Annotated in this window: 25 protein-coding genes and 1 pseudogene; 12 read left to right on the plus strand and 14 right to left on the minus strand. The window is 66.7% G+C overall.

The annotated features are described in order from the left end of the window. Window positions 1–2: 2 nt before the first annotated feature. The 5 genes and pseudogenes from METRZ18153_RS21285 to METRZ18153_RS0109900 all read right to left on the minus strand — a co-directional run bounded on the left by METRZ18153_RS21285 (window position 3) and on the right by METRZ18153_RS0109900 (window position 5,450). Window positions 3–1,838, minus strand: coding sequence for a putative bifunctional diguanylate cyclase/phosphodiesterase (locus METRZ18153_RS21285; RefSeq protein ID WP_415857703.1), 1,836 nt, complete (start codon window positions 1,836–1,838; stop codon window positions 3–5). A 180-nt stretch (window positions 1,839–2,018) separates the two neighbouring features. Further along, window positions 2,019–2,927, minus strand: a pseudogene (locus METRZ18153_RS21290) (nitrate- and nitrite sensing domain-containing protein); the annotation flags it as partial. An 87-nt stretch (window positions 2,928–3,014) separates the two neighbouring features. After that, entirely contained in the window at window positions 3,015–4,178 is a 1,164-nt protein-coding gene (locus METRZ18153_RS0109890; RefSeq protein ID WP_020164591.1) for a methyl-accepting chemotaxis protein, read from the minus strand. Between the two features lie 177 nt (window positions 4,179–4,355). Next, window positions 4,356–5,054: a Bax inhibitor-1/YccA family protein gene (locus tag METRZ18153_RS0109895; RefSeq protein ID WP_020164592.1), complete on the minus strand. Its 699-nt coding sequence runs from the start codon at window positions 5,052–5,054 to the stop codon at window positions 4,356–4,358. 57 nt (window positions 5,055–5,111) lie between these two features. After that, window positions 5,112–5,450 (minus strand): hypothetical protein, encoded by a 339-nt coding sequence (locus METRZ18153_RS0109900; protein WP_020164593.1) that lies wholly within the window; start codon window positions 5,448–5,450, stop codon window positions 5,112–5,114. 109 nt (window positions 5,451–5,559) lie between these two features. On the opposite strand from METRZ18153_RS0109900, the gene METRZ18153_RS0109905 reads away from it, so the two are divergent. Further along, window positions 5,560–6,432, plus strand: a complete 873-nt coding sequence (locus METRZ18153_RS0109905) for a LysR family transcriptional regulator (RefSeq protein WP_020164594.1) — start codon at window positions 5,560–5,562, stop codon at window positions 6,430–6,432. Window positions 6,433–6,451: 19 nt separating this feature from the next. Here METRZ18153_RS0109905 and METRZ18153_RS0109910 read toward each other — a convergent pair whose 3' ends face one another. From METRZ18153_RS0109910 to METRZ18153_RS0109925, 4 genes are all read right to left on the minus strand, one after another. Continuing rightward, the gene (locus METRZ18153_RS0109910; RefSeq protein WP_020164595.1) at window positions 6,452–7,300 is read right to left on the minus strand and encodes a hypothetical protein; all 849 of its coding nucleotides are present in this window, start codon (window positions 7,298–7,300) and stop codon (window positions 6,452–6,454) included. 34 nt (window positions 7,301–7,334) lie between these two features. Further along, a complete protein-coding gene (locus tag METRZ18153_RS0109915) occupies window positions 7,335–7,994 on the minus strand; it encodes a PEP-CTERM sorting domain-containing protein (RefSeq protein ID WP_020164596.1) in 660 nt (219 codons plus the stop codon). 196 nt (window positions 7,995–8,190) lie between these two features. Beyond that, complete coding sequence (locus METRZ18153_RS0109920; RefSeq protein WP_020164597.1) at window positions 8,191–8,841, minus strand: lamin tail domain-containing protein; 651 nt, start codon at window positions 8,839–8,841, stop codon at window positions 8,191–8,193. Window positions 8,842–8,870: 29 nt separating this feature from the next. Then, on the minus strand, window positions 8,871–9,785 hold the full coding sequence (locus METRZ18153_RS0109925) for an SdiA-regulated domain-containing protein (protein WP_020164598.1): 915 nt from the start codon (window positions 9,783–9,785) through the stop codon (window positions 8,871–8,873). Window positions 9,786–9,971: 186 nt separating this feature from the next. Here METRZ18153_RS0109925 and METRZ18153_RS0109930 point away from each other — a divergent pair, with 186 nt between their 5' ends. Continuing rightward, window positions 9,972–10,418, plus strand: a complete 447-nt coding sequence (locus tag METRZ18153_RS0109930; protein ID WP_019918315.1) for an MEKHLA domain-containing protein — start codon at window positions 9,972–9,974, stop codon at window positions 10,416–10,418. After that, window positions 10,415–11,626: a M20 aminoacylase family protein gene (locus METRZ18153_RS0109935; protein ID WP_020164599.1), complete on the plus strand. Its 1,212-nt coding sequence runs from the start codon at window positions 10,415–10,417 to the stop codon at window positions 11,624–11,626. Before METRZ18153_RS0109930 ends, METRZ18153_RS0109935 begins: the two co-directional genes overlap by 4 nt. 115 nt (window positions 11,627–11,741) lie before the next feature. Here METRZ18153_RS0109935 and METRZ18153_RS0109940 read toward each other — a convergent pair whose 3' ends face one another. Continuing rightward, window positions 11,742–13,367, minus strand: coding sequence for an MFS transporter (locus tag METRZ18153_RS0109940; protein WP_020164600.1), 1,626 nt, complete (start codon window positions 13,365–13,367; stop codon window positions 11,742–11,744). 133 nt (window positions 13,368–13,500) lie between these two features. Here METRZ18153_RS0109940 and METRZ18153_RS0109945 point away from each other — a divergent pair, with 133 nt between their 5' ends. Together METRZ18153_RS0109945 and METRZ18153_RS0109950 are read left to right on the plus strand one after the other, a co-directional pair. Next, complete coding sequence (locus METRZ18153_RS0109945; protein ID WP_020164601.1) at window positions 13,501–13,977, plus strand: Crp/Fnr family transcriptional regulator; 477 nt, start codon at window positions 13,501–13,503, stop codon at window positions 13,975–13,977. Window positions 13,978–14,024: 47 nt separating this feature from the next. After that, entirely contained in the window at window positions 14,025–15,095 is a 1,071-nt protein-coding gene (locus tag METRZ18153_RS0109950; RefSeq protein ID WP_232416017.1) for an AI-2E family transporter, read from the plus strand. Between the two features lie 5 nt (window positions 15,096–15,100). Here the strand turns inward: METRZ18153_RS0109950 and METRZ18153_RS0109955 are convergent, their stop codons facing one another. Beyond that, a complete protein-coding gene (locus METRZ18153_RS0109955) occupies window positions 15,101–15,493 on the minus strand; it encodes a group II truncated hemoglobin (RefSeq protein WP_019918310.1) in 393 nt (130 codons plus the stop codon). A gap of 157 nt (window positions 15,494–15,650) precedes the next feature. On the opposite strand from METRZ18153_RS0109955, the gene METRZ18153_RS0109960 reads away from it, so the two are divergent. Then, entirely contained in the window at window positions 15,651–16,421 is a 771-nt protein-coding gene (locus METRZ18153_RS0109960; RefSeq protein WP_020164603.1) for a SapC family protein, read from the plus strand. Here the strand turns inward: METRZ18153_RS0109960 and METRZ18153_RS0109965 are convergent. Together METRZ18153_RS0109965 and ompR are read right to left on the minus strand one after the other, a co-directional pair. Continuing rightward, complete coding sequence (locus tag METRZ18153_RS0109965) at window positions 16,418–17,833, minus strand: ATP-binding protein (protein WP_232416018.1); 1,416 nt, start codon at window positions 17,831–17,833, stop codon at window positions 16,418–16,420. The genes METRZ18153_RS0109960 and METRZ18153_RS0109965 overlap by 4 nt on opposite strands. A gap of 27 nt (window positions 17,834–17,860) precedes the next feature. After that, window positions 17,861–18,589: an osmolarity response regulator transcription factor OmpR gene (gene ompR / locus METRZ18153_RS0109970; RefSeq protein WP_019918306.1), complete on the minus strand. Its 729-nt coding sequence runs from the start codon at window positions 18,587–18,589 to the stop codon at window positions 17,861–17,863. A 133-nt stretch (window positions 18,590–18,722) separates the two neighbouring features. Here ompR and METRZ18153_RS0109975 point away from each other — a divergent pair, with 133 nt between their 5' ends. From METRZ18153_RS0109975 to METRZ18153_RS0109985, 3 genes are all read left to right on the plus strand, one after another. After that, on the plus strand, window positions 18,723–19,052 hold the full coding sequence (locus METRZ18153_RS0109975) for a hypothetical protein (protein ID WP_043364151.1): 330 nt from the start codon (window positions 18,723–18,725) through the stop codon (window positions 19,050–19,052). A 21-nt stretch (window positions 19,053–19,073) separates the two neighbouring features. Beyond that, entirely contained in the window at window positions 19,074–19,409 is a 336-nt protein-coding gene (locus METRZ18153_RS0109980; RefSeq protein WP_020164606.1) for a hypothetical protein, read from the plus strand. 147 nt (window positions 19,410–19,556) lie between these two features. Beyond that, complete coding sequence (locus METRZ18153_RS0109985) at window positions 19,557–20,594, plus strand: DUF1501 domain-containing protein (RefSeq protein WP_020164607.1); 1,038 nt, start codon at window positions 19,557–19,559, stop codon at window positions 20,592–20,594. A gap of 7 nt (window positions 20,595–20,601) precedes the next feature. On the opposite strand, the gene METRZ18153_RS0109990 is transcribed toward METRZ18153_RS0109985, so the two are convergent. Continuing rightward, window positions 20,602–22,170 (minus strand): response regulator, encoded by a 1,569-nt coding sequence (locus METRZ18153_RS0109990; RefSeq protein ID WP_020164608.1) that lies wholly within the window; start codon window positions 22,168–22,170, stop codon window positions 20,602–20,604. Window positions 22,171–22,305: 135 nt separating this feature from the next. Between METRZ18153_RS0109990 and tsaB the strand changes: the two genes are divergently transcribed. Genes tsaB through METRZ18153_RS0110005 form a run of 3 tightly spaced genes read left to right on the plus strand, consistent with a single transcriptional unit; the run spans window position 22,306 to window position 24,276 of the window. Beyond that, window positions 22,306–23,001, plus strand: a complete 696-nt coding sequence (gene tsaB / locus METRZ18153_RS0109995) for a tRNA (adenosine(37)-N6)-threonylcarbamoyltransferase complex dimerization subunit type 1 TsaB (RefSeq protein WP_029143682.1) — start codon at window positions 22,306–22,308, stop codon at window positions 22,999–23,001. Continuing rightward, a complete protein-coding gene (rimI, locus tag METRZ18153_RS0110000; protein WP_020164610.1) occupies window positions 23,001–23,489 on the plus strand; it encodes a ribosomal protein S18-alanine N-acetyltransferase in 489 nt (162 codons plus the stop codon). Before tsaB ends, rimI begins: the two co-directional genes overlap by 1 nt. Window positions 23,490–23,499: 10 nt before the next feature. Further along, complete coding sequence (locus METRZ18153_RS0110005) at window positions 23,500–24,276, plus strand: uracil-DNA glycosylase (RefSeq protein ID WP_020164611.1); 777 nt, start codon at window positions 23,500–23,502, stop codon at window positions 24,274–24,276. Window positions 24,277–24,312: the final 36 nt, after the last annotated feature.

Here is a 24,312-nt window from a genome sequence, read left to right on the forward strand (position 1 = left end):
CTTCAGCTCACGCCCATCATCTGCGCGAAGCTGTGTGGCGAGGCCTGCTGTACCCGCAGCAGCGCCTCGAATTCCGCAGCTGGCAGCGGCTTCGCGAACAGGTAACCCTGCGCGTAATCGCAGCCCAGCGCGTCCAAAATGTCACGCTGCGTCACCGTTTCCACACCTTCTGCCACCACCTTGATGCCCAGCTTGTGCGCCAGCAGCACGATGGCCTCCGGCAGAGCCGTGCCGGACGGATCCACAGTCATGTTGCGGACGAAGGACTGGTCGAGCTTCAGGTAGTCCATGTCGAACTTGCTCAGGTATGACAGCGCCGAATAGCCGGTGCCGAAGTCGTCGATCGAAATCTGCATGCCCGCCTCGCGGAATTTCTGCAGCTGTCGCGACACGCTGCTGCTGGCGTCGAGCAGCAGGCTTTCGGTGATTTCGATCACCACGCTGTCGCCCGGCAGGCCGAGCGCTTCGATGTGGGCCACCCAGTTGGCGTGGCCCTCGCTGCGTGCGAACTGGGCCGGCGACATGTTCACGCCCATCTGCAGTTCCGGCGCGTAGTGCGCACGCCAGTGCAGCAGCTGGCGGGTCGCGTCGCGGAACACCCGGTCGCCGATCGGCACGATGAGGCCGGTTTCCTCGGCCAGCGGGATGAAGTCGGCCGGGCTGACCAGGCCGCGCTCCGGATGCATCCAGCGCAACAGCGCCTCGGCCTTGTGGATGCGCCCGCTGCTCAGGCTGATGATGGGCTGGTAGTGCAGCACGAACTGGTCGTTGTCGACCGCGGTGCGCAGGTCCTGCACCAGTTGCTGGCGCCTGAGCGCCGCCTCCTGCATCGAACTGACGAAGTAGTTGAAGCGGTCGCGCCCGGCATCCTTGGCGCCGTACATCGCCTGATCTGCGTTGCGGATCAGGCTGTCGGCGTCGGTGCCGTCCTGCGGGTAGACGGTAATGCCGATGCTGGCCGACAGATGGGCGTGGGCGTGGCCGAGTTCGAACGGCGCCTGCAGCGCCCGCAGCACCTCGCCAGCGATGCGTTCGGTTCCGGCGGGGTCGTCCTGCTCCGACAGGATGACGGTGAACTCGTCGCCGCCCAGCCGCGCCACCGTGTCGGACTCGCGCACGCAACTCGTGATGCGACGCGCGGCCTCGATCAGCACGAGGTCACCGGTCTGGTGGCCGAAGGCGTCATTCACGTCCTTGAAGCGGTCGAGGTCGATGAACATCAGCACCATCGGGTGGCCGCTGCGATGCGACTTGCGCAGTTCCTGCTCCAGCCGGTCGCGGAACATGCGGCGGTTCGGCAGCTGGGTCAGCACGTCGTAGTTCGCCTGCGTCCAGATCAGCTCCTCGGTGCGCTTCTGTTCGGTGATGTCGCGGATGAAGGCGCTGAACTCGTAGGTGCCGCGATGTATGTTGGCGGAGATGGTCAGTTCGATCGGCAGATCGTGTCCATGACGATGACGGCCGCTGATCTTGACGCGCGTGTTCAGTACCGGGCCCACACCCGACGCGATGAAGTGTTTCAGGCCGCGCACGTGAGCGTCGCGGAATTCCGGCGGAATGATCACGTCGTGCATCGGCCGGCCCAGCACCTCGGTGCGCGACCAGCCGAATATCCGCTCGGCCTGCGGGTTCCAGCCGGTGATCAGGCCGTCGGCGTTCATCTGCACCACGGCATCAAGGGCCGACTCGATGATGGCGCGCATGCGCGCCTCGTCCTCCTCGCGCGCCGCCATCAATCCGGTGAGGCCGTCGGCCATTTCGTTGAAGCTGGCGGCGACCTGCGCCAGTTCGTCCTGGCTGTCCGGGCGGATGCGCACCTTCAGGTCGCCACCAGCCAGTGCGTGTGCCGACGCCGCAAGGCCGGCTACGGTGCGGGTGATCGCGAAATAGCCGCCGATGGTGCAGTAGGCGGCTGCGGCCAGCAGCGCGAAGGCTACGCCGAGTATCGTGTAGAGCGCGCGGTCGAGCCGGTCGATACGCTGGCGGATCAGATCTTCGGCGGTCGGCAGCAGCGACTGCTCGATCTGCCGATAGATGCGGTCGATGGCCGCCGTCGTGCCGTCGTAGAACACCTGCGGTGACAGCGCGGTCTGTCCGGAGGACGCCAGCAACTGCGTCTCGACCTGACGCACGATGCTGCCCAGCGAGTCGGCGATATCCACCGCCGACCTCGATACCGTCTCTTGCAGCGACGGGTTGTAGCGGCCGGTCTTCTCGATGTTGTAACTGGCGCTCTTGCGCGCGGCATCGAGTTCGGCGACCAGCGCCGACATTTCGATCACCTGTTGCGTCGTGGCCGACCCGGCAGCGAGGATGACGGTGCCGAATGCACGTACCCTGCCCAGTCGCTCTATGGTCGCCGGCAGCTTGTTCACGCTGCTGTCGATCAGATAATAGGAGGCCGCTTCCGGGTCCAGCGTGAGCAGATACCGGTCGGCGACGTCGGCCTCGAAGTTCAGCAGGTGCTCGATCAGGCGGGTGTGCACCTCGAAATTGATCTCAGGTGACCAGCCCCGTCCCTGGATGCGCAGACGTTCCCACTCGGTGCGGATTTCGAAGAAATCGCGGCTGGTGATCAGATCGCGCGGCAGTTCCTGCACCAGCGCGTCGAAGGCGGCGGTGACCTGCGCCTCGCGTGCCTCGCGCTCCGGCTGCATCGCGACGACGCCTCCCAGTTCGCCGGCGGCCAGGCCGCGATGCTTCTGCAGCACCTGCACAGCGTGAGTCAGCGTGCGGATGCGCGCGATGCCTTCCAGTTCATGCCGGGCCGCGCGGATGTCGGCGCTCAGACTGGTGTAGAGGTTGTAGACGACGACCACGAAGGCGAACAGCACCATGGACCCCAGCACCGCGAACTTGCGGGGGTAGTTCAGCCTGTTCATCAACCGGATGGCGGGACTGAAAAGTGTGCGGATGCCGCTTGCCATTGTTCTCTGATGCCTGCCTTGCTGCGTACTTGGGGTGGGGTTTGCCGACGGGTGCAGGCGACGCCGTCCGCAGGGTGCAGGGTGTGATCAGGTCTTGAAGGCCTGTACCGCGGCTTGCAGCGTCTGTGCCGCGCTGGCCACTTCGTTGCCCTGCCGGGCGGTTTCCTGCGCGCCGTGTGCGCTTTCTTCCGACAGTGCGAACAGCACGTCGTTGTTGCGCACGATTTCGCTCACCGCCGCGTTCTGCACGCTGAGGCTGCTGCTGATCGTGGTCGACTTGCCCGACAGTTCGAGCAGACGCTGCAGGATGTCATCGAACTCGCTGACCGCGGCGGCCGTGTTCTGCGTGGCGCCATTCACTTCCTCGCTCGAACTGCGGACCAGCGCGATCGTCTGTTCGGCGTCGTCGCGGATGCGCACCACCAGCTGGCTGATGTCGTTTGCCGACGCCTGGCTGCGCTGCGCAAGCTTGCGCACCTCGTCGGCCACGACCGCAAAGCCGCGACCCTGTTCGCCGGCGCGGGCGGCCTCGATGGCGGCGTTCAGCGCCAGCAGGTTGGTCTGGTCGGACAGTTCCTTGATCAGTTCGTTGATGCGGTTGATCGCACGCGAGTCCTCGACCAATTGCTCGATCACGGTGAGCGAGCTGGCCATCTTGTCGGAGGCGGCATGGACGCTGGTCAACGACGCCTGCAGCGTGGTCTTGCCCGCCTGCGATGCTTCGCCGGCACTGCGCGCCAGTTCGCTCGCCTCATGCGACAGCGACTCGACCTCGCGGATATTGCCGCTCATCTGTTCGATCGCGCTGCCGACAGCGCGGATCGAATCGAGCTGACGCGTACCGTTCTCGCGTGCGGCACCGGAGAAGGTGGACAGGTCCACCGCGGCACTGGTCAGCGTGCCCGACAGCCCTTGCACGCGCTCGACCAGTTGCTTCACCGCCTTGCGGGCAGCGTTGTACTCGTAGCACAGCCAGGCGAAATCGTCCTTGCCGTCTAGACTCAGCTTGCAGTCGAGGTGGCCCTTGGCCAGCGCATTGAGGCCGCCGACGATCACTTCGGCGCGCTGGCCGTAGAAGCGACCGATCATCGCACCGGTCACTGCGCCGCCGATCAGCAGCAGCAGCGAAGCACCGATCTGCAGCGGCCAGTTCTCCCAGCCAGAGGCGACGTTCAGCACGACGCAGCAGACCAGTGCCGACGAGGCGCCGAACAGTGCAAAGGCTTTGCGCACACTCAGATTCTTCAACATGGCTCCTCCGGCGGGCGTGTGTGTTGTGTGTTGCCCGGGTGCCGCGGCTACCCGTCTTGCAGGGTAACGGGTGCATTTCCCGGTTTCTTGAGCCGGCGCGGTCGCGTTGCGGGACGAAAAAAAGTCCGCGGGCGGCGGGCGCCGCGCGCGGACAACCGGGATCGCACCGGAGGAGTGTCAGTCGTTGCTGCTGCCCATGAAGCCGAACAACTGCAGCAGCGAAGTGAAGAGGTTGAAGATCGACACGAACAGGCCAGTGGTGGCCATCACGTAGTTCGTTTCGCCGCCGCGCACGATGCGCTGCGTCTCGAAGGCGATCATGCCGGCCATCAGCAGCACCACTGCAGCGGACACGGTCAGCGACAGCGCCGGGATCTGGAAGAACATGGCGCCCAGACCGGCCAGCACCGCCACCACCATGCCGATGAACAGGAAGCTGCCCATGCCCGACAGGTCGCGCTTCGTCACCGTCGCCCAGCCGGACATCGCGAGGAAGACGCCCGCGGTGGCGCCGAGCGCCAGCGTGATGGTCTGGCTGCCGCCGGGCAGGCTCATCACTGCATTCAGCAGCGGGCCGATGGTGTAGCCCATGAAGCCGGTCAGCGCGAAGGTGAGCAGCACGCCTGCGCCGCTGTCGCGGAACTTGTTGACTGCGAACAGCAGGCCGAAGTAGCCGGCCAGCGTCAGCAGAATGCCCGGTGCAGGCCAGCGCGCCGCCATGGCGACGTAGGCGATCAGGGCGCTGAACGCCAGATTCATGCCAAGCAGCATATAGGTATTGCGCAGCACCTTGCGGCCGGCGCCGTCGATGACGACTGCGTCGGCGACCTCGGCGCGCAGGCCGAGCGGGGTGGTACGGGGATATCGATGTTCCATGTCTGTATTACTCCATTCGTTGAAAGCGTTGAAACGGATGCGCCTGATCGTGCGGGCTCATTCGGTCTGGAAATTCAGTGTCCGGGCGGATGGCTGCTGCCGGGCGCGGCGCACGGTGCGCAGCAGGCGCTGCGCAGCGCGGGCGAGGGCGGCGTCGAGCGCACCTCGCCAGTCGCGTGACCGGGCGCTGACCACCACCGGTTCGCTGCCTATCATCTGCAGTTCGACGCGCACCTCCTTGTCGACGCCACCGCGCGGACCATTGGTGTCGTCGAGCTTCACCTTCGCTCTCGGCACGCGCCAGGCGAGTCGCCGCAGCACGAAGCGCAGCCGGTTCTCGGCCACGCTGCGCAGGGCACTGACTTCCGGATTCCGTGATTCGACGATGACTTCCATGGCGGACCTCCTGTGTGGGATGGAAGCGCCACCTTACGCGCGTGTGCGTTTCCTAAAAATAGATGTTTGTAGTAGCTTTACTTCGTAAATTACGAAGTCAAAGGCATCCATGCTGAACTACCGCCACCTCTATTACTTCTGGGTTGCCACCAAGGAGGGCGGCATCGCCCGTGCAGCCGAGCGGCTGGACATGGCGGTGCAGACGGTGAGCACACAGATCCGCGAACTGGAGCGCGCGCTCGGTCACGCGCTGTTCAAGCCGTCCGGCCGCACCGTGGAGCTGACCCCGGCCGGCAGCGCAGCGCTGCGTCTGGCGGAACAGATCTTCCAGCTCGGCGAGCAACTGCCGCTGGCGGTGCGCGAAGCGGCTCAGGCGCAGGGCGTGCGTCTGTCGGTGGGCATTTCCGACGGCCTGCCAAAACCGGCGGCGCGCCATCTGCTGGCGCCTGCTACCGATACGCCGGGTCTGCACCTGATCTGCGTCGAGGGCAAGTTCGATGAGTTGCTGGCCGATCTCGCCCTGCACAAGCTCGACGTCGTTCTCGCCGACCGCCCGGCACCGGTCAATCCGAATCTGCGCGTCTACAGTCACGCGGTCGGTGACGCGGCGCTCGCCTGGTACGCGCCGGCCGCACTAGCGACACAGTCCGGAGAGGGCTTTCCGGCCTGCCTCGACCGCATGCCGCTGCTGCTGCCGACGCGTCACTCGGCAGTGCGCGCGCGCATCGACGACTGGTTCGAACGCAAGGGGCTGCATCCGCACGTCGCCGGCGAATTCGAGGACAGTGCGTTGCTCGCCACCTTCGGCGAAAGCGGGCTCGGCGCCTTTCCGGCGACCGAGTGGTCACACGAGGAATTCACGCACCACCGCCAGTTGCAGCTGCTCGGCCGCTGTACCGAAGTGGTCGAACACTTCTACGCGATCTCCGCCGAACGGCGTGTACAGCATCCGCTGGTGCAGAAGCTGCTGGCGGGGCACTGACGCGACCCGATAGACCGGCTCAGTGCGTCGTCACGGCGACCCGTTCGGACGCGGTTACGCCGACGATCCAGCCCTCGACCGGATCGATGTGCAGCGGCAGGCCGTAGCCGGCATCGCGTCGCATCCACGCCCACGCGGCCTCGACCAGACAGAGCACGCAATCGAGCGTATCGCCGGTACCGTCGGTGGTCATCGCCTCGAGCAGCGGCGCATCGTCACAGCAGAGCGGCACGCCCAGCGGATGCTGACCACGCAGCAGCGCCTCGACCAGAAGCATGCGGTTAGCCAGGCGCTCGCGTGTCTGGCCGGTAGCGGCCTCGCTCTTGTACGAGCCGGCGACGATGCTGCGCGCCAGCCAGCCCGGATAGGCCTCCAGTGCGATGCGACGGGCGTCGCCACCGTGCATGCCCGGGATGTGGACACCGGCGGCGAGCAGTCGGCGCGCGCCCTCCTGGAACATCCATCCGACCGGTGGATTGACGAACTTGAGCGGGCTGTGCGATCCGGCTGGACGGTCGGTCACGCGGTGCGGATACTTCTGGCCCGCCGGACGCTGCGCACGTTCGGCGTCGGCCAGGTTCTTGAATTCGCTGCGCGAGAGCGCCGTGACGGCCTGCACCATGCCGGCCCAGTCGGTCGGCCAGCCGTGCTCGAGCACCGATTCGCGCGGCAGGCCGAAAGGAAAGTCGAAAGCCCCGAGCCACGGGCCCGGGCGATTCAGGAACGCCTCGAATCCGTCCCAGGACGGAAAGCGCTCGATGCCCTCGAGGACCAGCCCGCGATCTGCCACCACCGTGCCGCGGGCGACGGTGATCGGCTTGCGGGCCGAGGGCGACGACGTGAAATCGATGCCGTACAGCGTGCTCATGGGCGCAGCATACGCCCGAAGGGCGAAATTCTGACTATCGGCGGCAGGTGCTCATGTTGCGCCGCAACGCGATAAGCCCCAGGCCTGCGGTCAGCAGCAAGGCGGCTGACGGCTCCGGCACGGTGCTCGCGATCAACAGCGGAGGCACGGCAGCACCGCTGGAATTCTGGCTGATGGCGACCGATGCGTCGCCGTCCCCGCCCAGCTGCAGGGAGCCCCCCTGATAAGACACGCCGGGGTCCGGCAGGCTGCCGCCGACGGACAGCGTCAGCGTTGCGCCACCCGCTCCATTGAGCGGAAGGATGGGCAGTGGGCCATTTCCGGTCAGTGAGGACGGGGGGGCAGGTGACACGGGTCGCGGCGTCACGGCGATGCTACCGAGTGGGCCGCCTGGGCGCAGTGTCGAATCCGAGTCGATGTCGATCTGCGGCGCGACGAACACGATTTCGGGGGCATCCAGGGTAGAGCGCAGCAGCGTAAGGCTGCCGGATGCTTCGAGCACGAGTTTGATCGGGTCCGTGACCACCGCGTCGCTGAGGGAAAGGTTGCCGGCACACGACAGGTGACCGAAAGTGGCGGACAGGCTGCTCAGCTCGCCGCTGCAGGACACGTTTCCCGCGATGGACGTGGCGTGTGCGGCCGGGTTGAGCAGAACGGCGCCAGTCAGCAGGGCAGTGGCAAACGGCGTGCGCATCGGATGAGCTCCTCGGGACGTCTGTCGGCAGGCGACGGTATGTGTGCCGTCATCTTTACGCATATGTCCTGCCCGCTGCCATCGTCCGAAGGGACGATCATGCAGATCGGGTGACCTTCCCGATCTGTTCTCTGTTTTCCACTCTGCGGGTGAGCCACGCAGCCCGTCGGGCCTGCGTGGCGTCAAGCAATGTCGATCAGGCGCGACGGCGGGCGGCGAAGCCGATCATGCCCAGGCCGGCCAGCAGCAGGGCGTAGGTTTCGGGTTCCGGTACGGCGGCGGCGAAGGCGGTGACGCCCGGGCTGGCCACGGCACCGCTGAGCGACACGTAGGAACCTTCGGCGTCGCCGACCGACGACAGCACCCACTGTGTTGCGTCGTTCGCGCCGAGCGCAGCAGCCGATGTGGCACGGCCGCTGACGCCTTGGGTGCGCGGGCCACCGGCCGCGCTGTTGTCGCCGTAAGTCAGGCGGTCGACCAGCGAACCGGAGGCGTCGAACAGGTTCAGCTCGTCGGCGCGGCCGATGTTGTTGGTGTAGCCGCCCAGCACCTTGACGCCAGCGCCGAGGTTCCAGTCGAGGCGGAAGGTGTCGGCATCGATTTCCGTGATGACCACCGATTCGCCGGCGCCGACCAGACCGAAGCCGCTCAGGTCGAACACGCCCGGCAGACGGCTGTCGTCGTCGTAGCTCCAGCCGGTGAAATCGATGGCGCTGCCGCCCAGGTTGGTGAATTCGATGAACTCGCCGCTGCCACCCGAGTACATCCACTCGGTGATGCGGACTTCGGCATGGGCCAGTTGAGGGGCGAGGCCAGCTGCGAACAGCAGAGCGATGAGCTTGTTCATGATTGTTGTCTCCGTGTGAATGAGAGGGATCAGAAAGACATGCGACGACGCGCGGTGGCACCGATCAGGCTGAGGCCCGCCAGCATCAGCGCGGCCATCCCGGGTTCCGGCACCGGCGGAGTGGGCGCCAGCACATACAGACGCGGCGTTTCGCCGACGATGTAGATGACGCCGTTGCCGTCGATGGTGACGCCTTCGGCATCGCCGGCGATGGCCGAGAAGTCGAAGCTGCTCAGGATCTGTCCGCCGCGGCTCACTTCCATCAGACGCGGCGTTTCCTGGCTGAACACCAGCAGATTGTCCTGGTCGGTCGTGCCGCGCAGCGACTGCACCGTGTTCAGCACCTGCACGCCGGACAGGTCCAGCGTGCCGAAGATCTGGGCGAACGGATTGGCCGGCGGCACCAGTTCGGTGACCGCTGCGGAACCGTTGGCGAAGTCGAGGGCCGCGTCATAGACGGCCTGCGGCACTTTCTCCTTCACCAGCACGAAGCGGCCGCTCAGCGGATCGTAGGAAATGTCTTCCAGACCGATGTTGCCGACGGTGGGACCGACCGACACGGAAGGCAGGTTGTTGCGGCCGATCGCGCCGCCGGCCTGGTAGCTGAACAGGTAGACGTCCTGCAGGCGTTCCTCGACGATGGCGAACTGACCATTGCCGACATAGGTGAGGCCTTCGGTGTCGTCGAAGCCGAACAGGTTCATCGAACTGATCATCTGGCCCTGCTTGTTCACCTCGACCACGTAGTCGCCTTCGTCGCCGACGACGAACAGCGTGTCGCTGTCCCAGTTCCAGGTGACGGCCGAGGCTTCGGACGCGCGTGCAGCGGGCAGGTCGTAGGTGGCGACCAGGCTGTAGTTCGCCAGATCCAGGCTCGTGATCTGCGCCTGCACCGGGGCGATGAAGGCGAGGGCCAGCGCTGCTGCGCCCAATGTGAATTTCATGTTGCGGCTCCGTGAAGGTCGTTTCAGCCGCAACCATGCGTGGCGCGCGTTGCGCGCGCATGACGAACGATAGTCCGTCCGGACTACGCGCACCGAAGGCTGCCGAACGGGGTATCGCCTCCCGGCGGCGCCGGCCGCGTGGCGGAACCGGCCCGGCTCGTCGGCGAGCGATGGTATCTTTGGGCCATGAGTGCACCGCCCGACGACACCTTCCTGCGCGAGCACAGCGCATTGCTGGCCGACAGCTTTCACCGTGTGACCGGACAATTGCTGCCGTCCGATCCGCACACGCTGTATCACGCGCCGTTCGCGCTGGTGTCGCACGGCACGGAAGCCGACCCGGTGTTCAACTACGCCAATGCGTTCGCGCAGCAACTGTTCGGCTACGATTGGGCCACCTTCGTTACGCTGCCGTCGCGTCTGTCTGCACGCGCGCCGGAGCGCGACGAACGTGCCCGCCTGCTCGATCTGGTGACACGACAGGGCTATATCGCAGACTACTGCGGCATCCGCGTGCGCAGCGACGGCACGCTGTTCCGCATCAGTCGTGCCACGGTGTGGAACGTGATCGACGCCGACGGCGTGCTGCGCGGTCAGGCGGCGATGTTTTCCGATATCGAGGAATTGCAATGAGCAGCACGCACCCGCTGATCGAGGCGCTGGACGCGCGTGTCGAGCGCTGGACACAGACCCGGCGCGATCTGCACGCCCATCCGGAACTGGCCTTCGAGGAAAATCGCACCGCCGAAGTGGTGGCGCGGACGCTGCGCGCGGCGGGCATCGAGGTGCACGAAGGCATCGGTCGCACCGGTGTGGTCGGTGTGCTGCGCAACGGTTCGGGCCGCGGCGCGATCGGCCTGCGTGCCGACATGGACGCGCTGCCGATGACCGAGCAGAACACCTTCGCTCATCGCTCGACGCATCCGGGATGCATGCACGGCTGCGGCCACGACGGGCATACCGTGATGCTGCTGGCGGCGGCCGAGTACCTGGCCGAGACGCGGGGCTTCGACGGCACCGTGTACTTCATCTTCCAGCCGGCGGAGGAGGGCATGGGCGGCGCGCCGGCGATGATCGCAGACGGCTTGTTCGAGCGCTTCCCGATGCAGGCGGTGTTCGGCCTGCACAACTGGCCCGGCCTGCCGGTCGGCCAGATGGCGGTGCATACCGGCCCGGCGATGGCCTGCAGCGATTCGATCGACATCACGATAGACGGACGCGGCGCGCACGCGGCCATGCCGCACCTGGGCGCCGACCCGGTGCTGGCCGGCGCGGCCATCGTGCAGTCGTTGCAGTCCATCGTGTCGCGCAACGTGCCGCCGGTCGAATGCGGCGTGGTCAGCATTACCCAGTTCAACGCCGGCGAGGCCTACAACGTGATTCCGCAGTCGGCGACGCTGCGCGGTACGGCGCGCGCCTTCACGCCCGAAGTGCGCGACCAGCTTGAAGCCGGCATCGCGCGCGTGGTGCAGGGCGTGGCGTCCGCCCACGGCGTCGCCGCCTCGTCGACCTACCGGCGGGGTTATCCGCCGACCATCAACAGCGAAAGCGAAGCCGCCTTCTGCGCGACGGTCGCGCGGGAAGTGTTCGGCGACGGCTCAGTGCATACGAACTACCCGCCCAGCATGGGTGCCGAGGACTTCGCCTACATGCTGCAGGAGAAGCCCGGCTGCTACGTCTGGCTGGGTAACGGCGGCGGACCGGACGCGGCGTCCGACCCGGCGCACGCCGAAGGCGGCGGCTGCATGCTGCACAACCCGCGCTACGACTTCAACGATCGCATCATTCCGCTGGGCGTTGCCTACTGGACGCGGCTGGTCGAGCGCTGGCTGGAGGGCTGACCGCCCTGTGGGGGCGGCCTTCCAACCACGGCTGGGCGATCGTTGACCGCCGGCTTCGATTCTGGCGGCAATCGCGAGCAAGCTCGCTCCACGGAACGCTGGCTCCGTCGGCAGATCAGGCACTGCGCAAACCAAGCCAGCGCGCTACCAGGATGGCGCTGACCGGCATGATGACGGCGATGGCCACCACGGTCAGCAGCAGCGGGGTCAGGTCACCGTAGTTCGCGGCGGTCATGACCGCGCCGGTGGCCGGATCCTTCACTTCGCGCGACAGCACGTAGATCTGGTTCAGGTACTTGGTGCCAAGCTGGCTGGCCGACAGCGCCAGATTGGTGAAGGACGCCATCACCGCGAAGAAGGTGGCCTTCAGGTGGGCGGGCGCCGAGTTGGCGATCCAGGCCAGCATCGGGATCATCGAAATCTGCCCCAGCGGCGATTCCAGCGCCGTATCAATCACCGCGATGAAGCGTGCGTCCACGACACCGCCGGTCACGCGGGCGGTCCATTCGTGCAGGCCCAGGCTCATGCCCAGCGTCGGCATCGACAGGATGAAGCCAGCCGCGGTCAGCCAGCCGACTACATAGGTGATCGAGCGCTCGGCCATGAAGCGGCGGAACATGAACATGCCGATCAGCGTCAGCGTCGAGCCGATCAGTGACAGCACCGAAAAGAAGGCCTGGTCGAAACCGAGCACGTCTATGGTCCACCAGGACACGCCGGGGCCGGTGCCGGGCGTCGCGCGGAACATGAAGATGACCAGCGCAGTACCGATCAGCGTGTTGCGTGCGCTGGCGTCCAGCTCGCGGGTGAGCCGGGTCATCAGGAAGGCGATGATGGTGAAGGAGCCGACGAAGATGATTTCCTGGTTCCACTTCAGGTTGGAAAGGCCCATACCCAGCGTGAACACGACGAACACCAGGCTGCCGCCGAGGATCCACCAGTTCGGTTCGGTGTGGCTGTCGGGGTCGCGCAGCAGCGCGGCAGCCTCGGCGCGCGACAGTCCGCGCGCCATGTGGGCCGCGATAGCACCGCGCTTGAGCCAGGCGGCGAAGGCGACACCGGCGACCGAAATGGCGGGAATGGCCAGCGCCATCAGGTAGATGTCGCGGTAGATCAGCACCTTTTCCGCCTCCGGCAGTTTTTCGGTGCCGGCGAACACGTAGAGGTTGATCAGCGCCACCAGCACGCTGCCGCCGATGATGGCGACACGGCCAAGCGTCTGCATCGTCGTGTGCATCAGCTTGAGCTGATGCGGCGGTACTTGACGCCCCTGCTCATCGACGTGCGGCACCGCCTCCACCGTCATCGCGTCGGCCACCGCGTCCTGCAGTACATAGCCGATGGGGCTCAGCAGCGTGCTGATGACGAACCAGGTATTGACCGGCAGCACCGCCGCCATCGCGTCGCGCTCGGCGATCAGGCCGGCCATGATGAGCAGGCTGGCAGCGATCAGGCCGGCGCCGAGGTAGATGAGCAGACTCTTGAACCGCCACAGCAGATCGACCAGATGGCCCATCGGCATCTTCAGCGCCCATGGGATGCCCACCCAGAAGCCCAGCATCGCCAGGAATTCGGCCGACAGCCCGAGGTAGTCCTTGACGAAGAAGGTGCCGACGATGCCGGTCAGGCCCTGGATGCCGGCGGCCATGTAGACCATCAGCGGCGGCAGGTAGGAAAGGCGCATTTCGCGCCCGAGGGACAGGATGTTCAGATCGATCCAGCGCAGCAGTCGGGATGTCATGGTCTGTTCTTGTTGTGGCGATCGCGCCTGTGACCGGCAAGCATAGGGGGAATTCCGTGTGCCGTGGCGAAAGCGCCGGCGGAAAGCCGGTATGCTTGCGCGCTGACCGCCCACCTACGCCAGGAGCCCAGAAGTGCGTCTTTTCGGCCGCGACGACGACCGCGCAGCGCTGCAGCCGCTGCGCCAGATCAAGCTCTTTTCGTCGCTGACCGCGCGCGAGCTCAAGGTGGTTCAGGCACTCCGCCACGAACGCCAGTATCTGGCCGGCGAAATCGTGTTCGACGAGGGCGACGAAGGGCAGGCCATCTATGCCGTGGTCGAGGGCGAGGTCGAAATACTGCGCGCCGACGGCAATCGCCAGCTGCGGCTGGCGCTGCTCGGCAGCGGTGAGGTGTTCGGTGAACTGGCGCTGCTCGATCAGGCGCCGCGGGCGGCGCAGGCGAGGGCATACAGCGACTGCCGGCTCGTGGTCTTCTTCCGCGCCGACTTCATGAGCCTGCTGGAAACCCATCCGAAGATCGCGTCCAAGATCGCACTGGCGCTGGCCCGTCATCTGGGCGGCCGGCTACGCCAGGCCAATGCCGGCGCCCGCCAGGAAGGGCATCTGTGAGGCGGCTGCAGCCCTCGGGCGCCGGTCCCGTCGCCTGGTGCGGCATCTTGCTGGCGACCACACTTGCGCTCTATCTGTTCCAGCACGTGCTGTGGCTGGTGCTGCCCTTCCTGTTCGGGCTGATCGCCTACTACTTTCTCTACCCGCCGATGCAGCGGCTGATGTTCGCCGGCTTTTCGCAGGCGGCGGCGGCCAACATCACGGTCGGCGTGTTCGCCGTGCTGCTGGTCATCTGTTTCGTGCTGGTGCTGCCCTGGTTTGCCGCGCACGCGGTCAGCGTGCAGGACACCGGCCAGCGCTATCTGCAGGGCGGCCTGGCCTTGCTCGACGATACGCTGCGCGCGCTCGAAGCCCGTTCGCGCTTCATGCGCGACGCGCACGTGGCGGATGCCGTGTCGTCGCACATCGCCGCGGCAGGGGAGGGCTTTGCCCAGGAACGCCTGCCGGCGCTGATGCTGGGCATCGCCGCCTGGCTGCCGTCCTTCCTGCTGGCACCTTTCCTCGCCTACTTCTTCCTGCGCGACGGCCGGCGCTTCCAGCGCTTCCTCGCGCGCGCCGTGCCGAATGCCTTCTTCGAGCGCACCTTGCACCTGCTGTACGAGGTCGATCGCACGACGCGCGCCTACTTCCAGGGGCTGATCAAGCTCACCGTGCTCGACGCCGCCTGTCTGGCCGCCGGCCTGTGGCTGATCGGACTGTCGTCGCCGCTGATGCTGGGGCTGATCACCGCAGTGCTGGCCTGGGTGCCTTACGTTGGTTCGATACTGGGTTGCGCGGTGGTGGTGATGGTGGCGGCGACCGACTTTCCGGGGTCGCCGTCGGTCGCCTATGCGGCGGTCGGGCTGTTCGTCTGCGTCCGTCTGCTCGACGATTTCGTGTTCATGCCGCTGACCATAGGACGCAGCCTGAAGATGCATCCGCTGGTGACCGTGCTGATGATTTTCGTCGGTGGCGCGGTCGCCGGCGTGGCTGGCCTGCTGCTGGTGCTGCCGGTGCTGGGCGTCGTGATGGTGATCGGCGAAACGGTGAGCATCGTCGCCTCCGATCCGCGACTGCACGCACGGCACGCCCACGCGCGCCGGTTGCGCCTGCAATCGGTCACGCGCGACCTGGGCTGACGAGATCAGCCCTCGCGATTGCGCATGTGGTCGGCGAGGTCCTCGATGGCGCTCAACAACTGCGCGTTGGCTTCGTCCGGCGGCAGCACTTCGTCCATCGCCATACGCATGCACATGAGCCACTGGTCGCGCTCGGCTTCGCCGATGGTGAAGGGCAGATGACGCGCGCGCAGGCGCGGGTGGCCATAGGCCTGCACGAACAGCTGCGGGCCGCCGAGCCAGCCCGACAGATACATGAACAGTTTCTGGTTGGAGCCCGACAGGTCGGCCGGATGCAGCTTGCGGATGCCGTAGGCCTCCGGCAGCGTGTCCATCAGTTCGTAGAAGCGGTCAACCAGGCGGCGTATGGTCGGCTCGCCGCCGATGTGTTCGTAGAAGGTGGTGGCAGTCTGGGTCATGGCGTGGTGATTCTGCGTCGAGGCGTGATTTTATCGCGTTGCGGGACGGCTACATCGCGTGGACGGCGGTCGTTTTTCGCATGGACGTCATCGCTGCCGGCATAGAATCGCGGCGCTGCGCGTCGCTTACATGACCCGAGCCGAACCGAGGACTGCCATGAAGACCCTGCTTTTCTACGACAACGTGGTCGTGCTGAACCGCGACACCCACCGCGACCTGCGCCTGAAGCCGCAGGACAACCTGAAGTTCGCGGCGGAAACCAATTGCGTACCGCTGGCCCTGGTCGAGTTCGGCGACGTCGCCCGCGAGTACCCCATCGTGTTCGCCCGCCTGCCCGGCGGTCTGGTGCCGGTCGCGCTGCTTGGCCTGCGCGACGCCGAAAACCTTTATGTCACGCCGGAAGGCAAATGGGACGCGCGTTACGTACCGGCCTTCGTGCGCCGCTACCCCTTCGTCGCGGTGCAGGACAACAATGCGCCGGACAAGCTGCTGGTGTGCATGGACGACAAGTTCCGCGGCTTCAACACGGAAGAGGGCGAACGCCTGTTCGACGAGAACGGTGCGGAAACCGACTTCCTGAAGAATGCGCTCGCCTTCGTGCAGGGTTATCAGAACGAGGCGCAGCGTACCGCCGAGTTCTGCCGCGAGGTCGAGCAGCTCGGCCTGCTCAACGAGATGAGCGCGATGGCGGAGCTCAACGACGGTCGCAAGTTCCGCCTCGACGGCCTGTGGGTGATCGACGAAGCCAAGCTGCAGGCGCTGTCGGCGGCAGCGGCCGTCGATCTGTTCCGTCGCGGCTGGATGGGTCTGGTCTATGCGCAACTGCTGTCACTCGGCCACCTGCGCATCCTGCTCGACCGCACCGCAGCGCGCGGCGCGGCCGACGCGCCGGCGACCGCCGAGGCGGCAGAAGCGACCAAGCACTAACTTTTCACGCTTGCCGCGTTTGCCGTCACCGGCAGGGTCAGGCGGGCGATGAGCCCGCCGCCCTCGCGTGGCAGCAGGTCGAAGCGCCCGCCGTGCGCGCGCATCGTGCGCTCGACGATGGCCAGCCCCAGTCCGGCGCCGCTCTGGCCGGTGCGAGAGTTGTCCAGCCGGGTGAACGGGCGCTTCAGCCGCTCCACCTGTTCCGGCGGAATACCCGGGCCACGGTCGCTCACGTCTATCCGGACCTCGTTGCCATCCAGACTGCAGTTCAGCTCAATCGGCTGGTCCTCGCCAGCGTGGCGCAGCGCATTGTCGATCAGGTTGTTCAGGCAGCGGCGGATGGCCAGCGGGCGAAAGCGCATTGCCGGCAGTGGATCGATATGACCGGTACTGACCGGCTTGTCGTGGCGCGCGTAGGCTTGCGCCGCTTCGAGCACCAGACTGGCCAGATCGCCGTCTATCGGCTCCTCGCCGGTAGTGATGCGCGCGAAATCGAGGAACTGGCCGATGATCTTGTCCATGTCGTCGATGTCGGCGCTCATGTCGCGCACCGTTTCAGGGTCCAGCCCCGCAAGTTCCATGTCGAGCCGCAGACGGGTCAGCGGCGTGCGCAGATCGTGCGAGATGCCGGCCAGGATCAGCGCGCGCTCGTCCTCGTTGCGGGCGATGTCGTCCGCCATCTGGTTGAAGGCATGCGCCACTTCGGCCAGTTCCTCGGCGCCGCATTCGGCCAGCGGGGCAGGGCGCTCGCCGCGCCCGATGGCCCGCGCGGCGCGCTTCATCGCCGCCAGCGGCCGTGTCACCCGCTGCACGATCAGATAGGCGCCGCCGAGCGCGAGCAGCAGGGCAGCCGTGCCCCAGCCGATCACCTCCAGTGCCAGCGGGCGTTCGATGCGATTGCGCGGCAGCATGAGCCAGTAGTCGTCCACGCCCTCTTCGTCGGCAATGCTGAAGCTGACGAACAGTCCGCTCTGCAGCCCCTTGGTGACGACGATGCGTGTACGCGGATCGAGCCGTTTGCGCAGTTCCTGTTCGATGGCGAGCAGTGTGCTGTCACCCTTGACCGGCTGGAAGCCGGGAATGTCACCGTCGGGATAGATGCGCAGGCCCTCGCGCATCGACAGCTCGGTGAGCAGTTCGAGCCGGCGCTGCGGATCGGCACTGACCAGCGAGGCGCGGGTGAGGTTGATCACGCTGATGACGATCTGCGCCGCCTGCTGGGCGCGCGGCCCCTGTTCGAGCCAGCTGTAGATGCCGGACCAGGCCAGCACCGACGCGGTGAGCAGGCCGGCCAGCAGCAGGAAGGTGCGCGCGAGCAGCGAACGCGGCAGCAGCGTGAAGCGACGCAGCGGACGACCGAGATTCTGTCCGGTCCAGCGCGTCAGGCTGCCGCGCCGACGTGCCCGCTTCACCACTTCGGCGCGTGCCCGGGGCGGGCGTCAGCCATGACGGGTGCCGTCAGGCACGAACACGTAACCGAAGCCCCAGACAGTCTGCAGATAGCGCGGCTTGGCCGGGTCGTCCTCGACCAGCTTGCGCAGACGCGACATCTGCACGTCGATCGAGCGGTCGAAGGCGTCGTACTCGCGGCCGCGCGCCAGTTCCATCAGCTTGTCGCGCGACAGCGGCACGCGCGGCGATTCGAGCAGTACGCGCAGCAGCGAGAACTCGCCGGTGGTCAGCACCTGCTCCTGCCCGTTGCGGGTGAGCGTGCGCGCCGCCAGATTGACCTCGACCTGGCCGAAGCGCACCACGCGCTCGTCCAGGGTTGGCGCCCCCGGCGGCGGTTTCGGCGCCTGGCGGCGCAGTACCGCGTTGATGCGGGCAACCAGTTCCCGCGGGTTGAAAGGCTTCGGCAGGTAGTCGTCGGCGCCCATTTCGAGACCGACGATGCGGTCGACCTCGTCACCCTTGGCGGTCAGCATGACCACCGGAATCGTGTTGTCCTGAGCACGTAGTCGCCGGCAGATGGCCAGCCCGTCCTCGCCCGGCAGCATCAGGTCGAGCACCATCAGGTCGTACAGTTCGCGAGCCAGCGCGCGATCCATCTGCGTGCTGTCGGCTACCGCCTTGACGGTGAAACCCTGTTCGCCGAGGTAACGTTCGAGCAGCGCGCGCAGGCGGGCATCGTCATCGACGACGAGTATCTTGCGTTTTTTTTCTTCCATGGACCGATGCTACCCGAGCGCATCGGCGCAATTCAATTGTGCCGTGAGCGGATGTAACGCATTTAGAAGGTAGTTACCCGCGCTTACAAAGCGCCGCCGCCCCCACACACAAGGCTTACAGCCGTTGCACAGCATGGACACCAAGGTAATCGACGCTGAGTTTCAGGGGGACGACAGGGTGAGCAAACGCAGACTGATGAGCATGGCAGTGCTTTGCGCTGCCCCGACTTTCGTCATGGCAGCGGTTCTGCCAGCTGTAGAAGCGCCGTCGGAAGGCGGGCGGCCGGCCGTGCAGGCCAACGCACCCGCGATCGACGGACCGGCGGCGGCTGGCGACAGTGTTGCGGATTCGCACCTGCTGCTGCAGTACGCGCTACACCGCTCCAGTCGCTACCTCTACAATCCGGGCGACGGTGCGCAGCTGGCTGGCGCGGCCGGTCTCCTGGAGACTGTTGAACACTAGCGATTTGAGGAGCGTAATCGGATGAAGTGTGCTGACCTTGCCGGCTCGCGACTGTACGGCATCCTTGCCGGGTCCTGTGTGGGTGCGGTGTTGTTCGCATCGACGCCGGCATTGGCAGGCCCCGGTGAAGCGGGCGGGCGTCGGGAGTTCGTCGAGCCGCAGCGCTTCGAGCGCGTGATTCCGGCCGGGGCGACGCTGCAGCCGATGCGCCGTTTCGATGAGGAAGCCGGCCCGGTCCGGCGACTCGACTTCGGAGACCAGCGCGGGAACCGGATGACGCCTGAAGAACGTCGCCAGTTGCGACGCGACATCCGCGATGCGGCGCGCGAGCTCTACCGCGACGCACCTCGACCGTGACCGGCTTCGGCCACCCACTTCGCTTTCCCCAGTTTCGCCCGTTGTCCGCTACAGCAGTTTTCGGCCCACACCTCCTCTCCGTGGGTTGCCGCGCAGCGGCATTGCGACCTGCCCTCAGGGGCAGGTCTTTTGTTTTCGGGAGCCTGAATGGACCGTAGGCATTTTCTGCTGACCGCCGGAAGCGCCTCGCTGGCGCTGGCCAGCGAACTTCGCGCAAGCGAACCGGCGCCGGCTCCACGACTTCTGTTCCTGATCGACCTGGTCGGCGGCAACGACGCGCTGAATACGCTGGCTCCGCACACTGACCCCGCCTACTATCGCGCCCGTCCGACCATCGCGCTCGACCGCCGCACGGTCTTGCCGATCGCACCGGGCCAGGCCCTGCATCCGTCACTGCGTCCGCTGATGCCGATGTGGGAAGCCGGCGAGCTGGCGCTGGTGCAGGGTGTGGGGTGTACCGGGGGCAGCGTTTCGCATCACCGTGCAACCGAAATTCTCGACAGTGCCCTGCTCGAAGACGCGCCGCTGCAGACCGGTTGGCTGGCACGCTGCCTGTCACTGCACGACGGCGTACGGCACGCGGCGACGCAGGCCTTGACGGTGTCGTCCGACCTGCCGGGGCCCGTTCACGGCTTGCCGCGCTGCCGCCGACTGGCCGACGAGTATCCGGAGAACATCGCCGGGCGCTTCGGCTTTCCGCCGGACGTGCTCGGATGCGCGCTGGCGCAGGCCTGTGCCGAACTGCTGACCGGCTCAGATGCCGCGGTCGTGCGGGTGGCGCTCGATGGCTTCGATACGCACGAGAACCAGCCTTCGGCCCACGCTCCTTTGCTGGCTTCGCTCGCGGCGTCGATGTCGGCGCTGCGCAGTGCGCTGAGCGCGATGGGTCGCTGGCGCGATACGCTGGTCCTCACGCGCAGCGAGTTCGGACGACTGGCGCACGAAAATCTGAGCGCCGGCACCGACCATGGCAACGCCGGCATCCAGCTGCTCACCGGCGGCCGCGTCGTCGGCGGGCTGCACGGCCGGACCTTGAGCTTCGATGCGCTCGATGCTCGCGGCGCCTTCGTGCCGGCGGTCGACTTCCGGTCGGTCTATGCATCGATCTCGCGTGACTGGCTCGGCGTCAGTCCGATTGCCGCCTTGGCGGCAACGCCGCCGCTACCGGGATTGCTGCACGCCTGAGGCGCGGTCAGACGGCGCGGGCAGTGGGCTTGTGCCGGTCGTAGCCGTGCTTCTGCGCAACGCGGTTGTACTGGATGTGCGCGTCGATCACGCGGCGCTCGCGCGGTGCGAGCGTGAACACGTCGATCAGGATGTTGCGCGCGTCGTCGGCCAAGGCGTCGTCCCAGTGCGGGTCGAGCTGCCTGATCAGTTCGGCCAGTCGAGCCAGTTCGGCGTCGACGCGGTCGAGATCAGGGCCGGCTGCGCTTTCCTCGGCCAGATTTGCCGCAGCCGCCTGCGCCCGCTCGCGGGCCGAGCGGGCGTTCTGGCGCTTCAGACGGTTCGACACCGTGCCGCCGGCGGATTCGATCTTGTCGACCAGACCGGCTGCAGCTTCTTCGTTATTGGTGGCGAAACAGGCCTCGGCTAGTTCGCTGGTCGCCAGCGTGTCCGGCTTGCTGAGCCGTGCGTGCGCCTGCAGTGCACGGTTGATCGCTTCGCGCGCGCCGCCCTCGTCGCCGCGCTGCGACAGCATGCGCGCCTCGACCACGTCCGACAGCACTGCCGCCGTATCGCTGCCGCCGAGCAGACCGCGCATCGCTTCGAAGCGGGCATTCAGTTCCTCAGCCGCTTCGGGCAGTTCGATCAGGCTCTTGATCAGCGTCAGATGATCTTCTGCGCTGGCCAGTGACGTCCCTTCGGTACGGTCGACGACGCGGCGCATCACGCTGGCCGCGCGCTCGACGTCGCCCGATTCGAGACAGATCTCGCCGATGCTGCGAAGCCGGCGCAGATTGTCCGGCGCGATCGAATCGGCGCGTTCGTAATAGGTACGCGCCTGTTCGAGTTCGCCATTGCGTTCGTGCAGTTCGCCGAGGAAGTCGTACACGCCCATGAATTCCGGAAATTCCTCGTTGATCTCGGCCGCGTGGCGCGCGGCTTCCGCGACGTCGCCGCGTTCGCGCAGCACCATCGCATAACCGATGCGCGCCCAGGGGACGGTGTTGCGGGCCATCACCGCCTTGTAGATCTCGGTGGCTTCATCAAGGCGACCCAGGGCGATCAGGGCTTCGGCCCGGATGCGCAGCGCATCCATCGAGTAGCGTGGCAGGCTGGCGAGCACCTTGTCGCACTCTTCTATCAGCGCTTCGAGATTGCGCGCCGCCATCTGTTCGTAGATCGCCTTCAGCGCATGCTTCTTTTCGACTGCCTTGACCAGGCGTTCGCCGAGCTGACCGGACGTGAAGGGCTTGAGCAGGTAGTCGTCGGGCGCGAATTCGGCGGCTGCGACGACGCGCTTGCGGACACGCTCTCCGGTCACGATCATGAAGACCGAGGACAGCGGCAGGATGTCGTTCAGGCGCAGCTCTTCGAGCACCCGCAGTCCGTCCTGCTTCTCGCCGAAGTTGTAGTCGCACAGCACGACGTCAGGCGTAGCTGCCGCGCATTGCCGCAGCAGGTCAGCCGAGCTGCCAGCCATGCCCACGTGCTTGACACCCGCCTGCGACAGCTGTGTGCGCACCCAGGTACGCACGACCTGATTCGCGTCGGCGATGACCACGCGCATCTTGTCGAGGACTTCGGTCGGCAGGAACATGAGCTGTGATGGACTCCGGACTCTGGGGCACAGTCAGGTGTAACGGCGGTACCCGCGTCGAACTTGAAGTATCCGCCCGCGCGGCGGGCAACAGAAGCCCCTACAATTCGCCTTTGCCATCTGTTGCTGCACTGCATGAAGCTGCTTGCTCTCGAAACGTCCGCCGAAATCGCCTCCGTCGCGCTGCGCCTCGATGACCGCGTGTTGTCGAGGGAGGGCGGAACACCGGGCACGCACGCGCAGTTCATCCTCGGCTGGGTGGGCGAATTGCTGGACGAGGCGGGCTTGACGCTGGGCCTGCTCGACGCGATCGCATTCAGCGCCGGCCCGGGCAGCTTCACCGGCCTGCGGCTGGCCGTGTCGGTGGCGCAGGGACTGGCGCTCGGCGCCGGGCTGCCGCTGGTGCCCGTGCCGACGCTGGATGCGCTCGCGCTGGGACGGGGTGACGGGCTGCATCTGTGTTGCGTCGATGCGCGCATGAGCGAGGTCTATAGCGTGGCCTGCGAGGTACGGGGCGAGCAGGTCGACGCGCGCACCGACATCCGGGTCGGACCGCCCGACAGCCTGCCGCCGCCGCCGGACGACCCGGCGCACTGGCACGGTTGCGGCAGCGGTTTCGGACTGGCGCCGCTTGCGCAACTGGCGTGGACGGCGGATCTCGCTTCGATCGATGCCGCCGCTGCGGTGCATGCGCGCGATATCGCCCGGCTCGGTGCGATCCGTCTCGCCGCGGGCCTGACGGTCGATGCTGCGCTGGCAGCCCCACTGTACGTGCGCGACAAGGTGGCGCAGACCACGGCCGAACGCCTGGCCGCGGGAGGTCGCGCTTGATGGCGGCTGCTGGCGTCAGCTTCGGCACGGTCACCTCGTTCGCGCCGATGCGCTACGAGGACCTCGACGAGGTGGCGCGCATCGAGCGCACGCTGTTCGATTTCCCATGGACCCGCGTCAATTTCGCGGACTCCCTGAGTGCCGGCTACTGCTGCCGTGTCATGTGGCAGGGGCGCTCGATGGCGGGTTACGCGGTCATGATGTGCGTGCTCGACGAGGCTCACCTGCTGAATCTCAGCGTAGCGCGCGAATATCAGTGCCACGGGCTCGGTCGGCGATTGCTCGCCCACCTCGGCCGCGAGGCGATGAACCATGGCGCGGCCCGCATGTTTCTCGAAGTCCGGCCGTCCAACGTGGCCGCGCGTGCGTTGTACGAGCGCACCGGCTTTCAGCCGATAGGGCGGCGTCCGCGCTATTACCCGGCGCTGGACGGCCGCGAGGATGCCATCGTGATGAGCGCAGAACTGGACGACACATGGATGCTATGAGGTCACCGCGATGAGCCGCCGCGATTCGATGCTGCGCGAAATGGGCATCGCACCGCTGTGGCGCGATCGCGCCTCGCCGTCGCCGCAGCAGGCCGTGGCGGAGGCCCTGCCGGAGACACAAGTGCCGGCAGAGGCGTCGCGTCCGGCCGCTCCGGAGCGTGTCGAAGTCGCACCTGCGCGACCGGTTGCGCCCGTGGTGGCGCCGGTCGCTGCGCCATCCGCAACCGTGTCGGCCGAGGGGCTGGGTTGGGACGAACTGGAACAGCGCATCCGCGCCTGCCACGCCTGCCGCCTAAGCGAACGTCGCACGCAGGCGGTGCCCGGCGTGGGCGACCGCGAAGCGGACTGGCTGTTCGTTGGCGAAGGGCCTGGTGCGGAAGAGGACGCACGCGGCGAGCCCTTCGTCGGCCAGGCCGGCAAGCTGCTCGATGCGATGCTGGCCTCACTCGGGCTGGCGCGCGGCCACAACGTCTACATCGCCAACGCGGTGAAATGCCGGCCGCCGGGCAATCGCACGCCCGAGGCCGACGAGATCGCAACCTGTCACCCCTATCTGGATCGCCAGATCGAACTGATCCGGCCGCGCATCATCGTCGCGCTCGGCCGGCCGGCGGCACAGACGCTGCTCGGCGGCGAGATCAAGATTGCCGCTGCGCGCGGCCGTCTGTTCCAGCGCAAGGGCGTTCCGGTGGTGGTGACCTATCATCCTGCCTATCTGCTGCGTAACCCGCAGGACAAGGCGCGGGCCTGGGAAGATCTTTGCTTCGCGCGTGCCAGCGTCGTCTGACAGCGTCGGTGCCTGGCCGGCGCTAGCATCGCGCCA

The sequence above is a fragment of the Methyloversatilis discipulorum genome (assembly GCF_000385375.1).
In the GTDB taxonomy this organism is placed as follows: Bacteria; Pseudomonadota; Gammaproteobacteria; order Burkholderiales; family Rhodocyclaceae; genus Methyloversatilis; species Methyloversatilis discipulorum_A.

What these genes read in the sequence shown, in the direction of transcription:
- METRZ18153_RS0109920 (WP_020164597.1), bottom strand. Translation starts at nt 8,841, where the DNA reads ATGAACAAGCTCATCGCTCTGCTGTTCGCAGCTGGCCTCGCCCCTCAA.
- METRZ18153_RS0109990 (WP_020164608.1), bottom strand. Translation starts at nt 22,170, where the DNA reads ATGTTCCTGCCGACCGAAGTCCTCGACAAGATGCGCGTGGTCATCGCC.
- METRZ18153_RS0109930 (WP_019918315.1), top strand. Translation starts at nt 9,972, where the DNA reads ATGAGTGCACCGCCCGACGACACCTTCCTGCGCGAGCACAGCGCATTG.
- METRZ18153_RS0109975 (WP_043364151.1), top strand. Translation starts at nt 18,723, where the DNA reads ATGGACACCAAGGTAATCGACGCTGAGTTTCAGGGGGACGACAGGGTG.
- METRZ18153_RS0109915 (WP_020164596.1), bottom strand. Translation starts at nt 7,994, where the DNA reads ATGCGCACGCCGTTTGCCACTGCCCTGCTGACTGGCGCCGTTCTGCTC.
- METRZ18153_RS0109890 (WP_020164591.1), bottom strand. Translation starts at nt 4,178, where the DNA reads ATGTTGAAGAATCTGAGTGTGCGCAAAGCCTTTGCACTGTTCGGCGCC.
- METRZ18153_RS0109980 (WP_020164606.1), top strand. Translation starts at nt 19,074, where the DNA reads ATGAAGTGTGCTGACCTTGCCGGCTCGCGACTGTACGGCATCCTTGCC.
- tsaB (WP_029143682.1), top strand. Translation starts at nt 22,306, where the DNA reads ATGAAGCTGCTTGCTCTCGAAACGTCCGCCGAAATCGCCTCCGTCGCG.
- METRZ18153_RS0110005 (WP_020164611.1), top strand. Translation starts at nt 23,500, where the DNA reads ATGAGCCGCCGCGATTCGATGCTGCGCGAAATGGGCATCGCACCGCTG.
- METRZ18153_RS0109925 (WP_020164598.1), bottom strand. Translation starts at nt 9,785, where the DNA reads ATGAAATTCACATTGGGCGCAGCAGCGCTGGCCCTCGCCTTCATCGCC.
- rimI (WP_020164610.1), top strand. Translation starts at nt 23,001, where the DNA reads ATGGCGGCTGCTGGCGTCAGCTTCGGCACGGTCACCTCGTTCGCGCCG.
- METRZ18153_RS0109935 (WP_020164599.1), top strand. Translation starts at nt 10,415, where the DNA reads ATGAGCAGCACGCACCCGCTGATCGAGGCGCTGGACGCGCGTGTCGAG.
- METRZ18153_RS0109985 (WP_020164607.1), top strand. Translation starts at nt 19,557, where the DNA reads ATGGACCGTAGGCATTTTCTGCTGACCGCCGGAAGCGCCTCGCTGGCG.
- METRZ18153_RS0109960 (WP_020164603.1), top strand. Translation starts at nt 15,651, where the DNA reads ATGAAGACCCTGCTTTTCTACGACAACGTGGTCGTGCTGAACCGCGAC.
- METRZ18153_RS0109955 (WP_019918310.1), bottom strand. Translation starts at nt 15,493, where the DNA reads ATGACCCAGACTGCCACCACCTTCTACGAACACATCGGCGGCGAGCCG.
- METRZ18153_RS0109905 (WP_020164594.1), top strand. Translation starts at nt 5,560, where the DNA reads ATGCTGAACTACCGCCACCTCTATTACTTCTGGGTTGCCACCAAGGAG.
- METRZ18153_RS0109895 (WP_020164592.1), bottom strand. Translation starts at nt 5,054, where the DNA reads ATGGAACATCGATATCCCCGTACCACCCCGCTCGGCCTGCGCGCCGAG.
- METRZ18153_RS0109900 (WP_020164593.1), bottom strand. Translation starts at nt 5,450, where the DNA reads ATGGAAGTCATCGTCGAATCACGGAATCCGGAAGTCAGTGCCCTGCGC.
- ompR (WP_019918306.1), bottom strand. Translation starts at nt 18,589, where the DNA reads ATGGAAGAAAAAAAACGCAAGATACTCGTCGTCGATGACGATGCCCGC.
- METRZ18153_RS0109910 (WP_020164595.1), bottom strand. Translation starts at nt 7,300, where the DNA reads ATGAGCACGCTGTACGGCATCGATTTCACGTCGTCGCCCTCGGCCCGC.
- METRZ18153_RS0109940 (WP_020164600.1), bottom strand. Translation starts at nt 13,367, where the DNA reads ATGACATCCCGACTGCTGCGCTGGATCGATCTGAACATCCTGTCCCTC.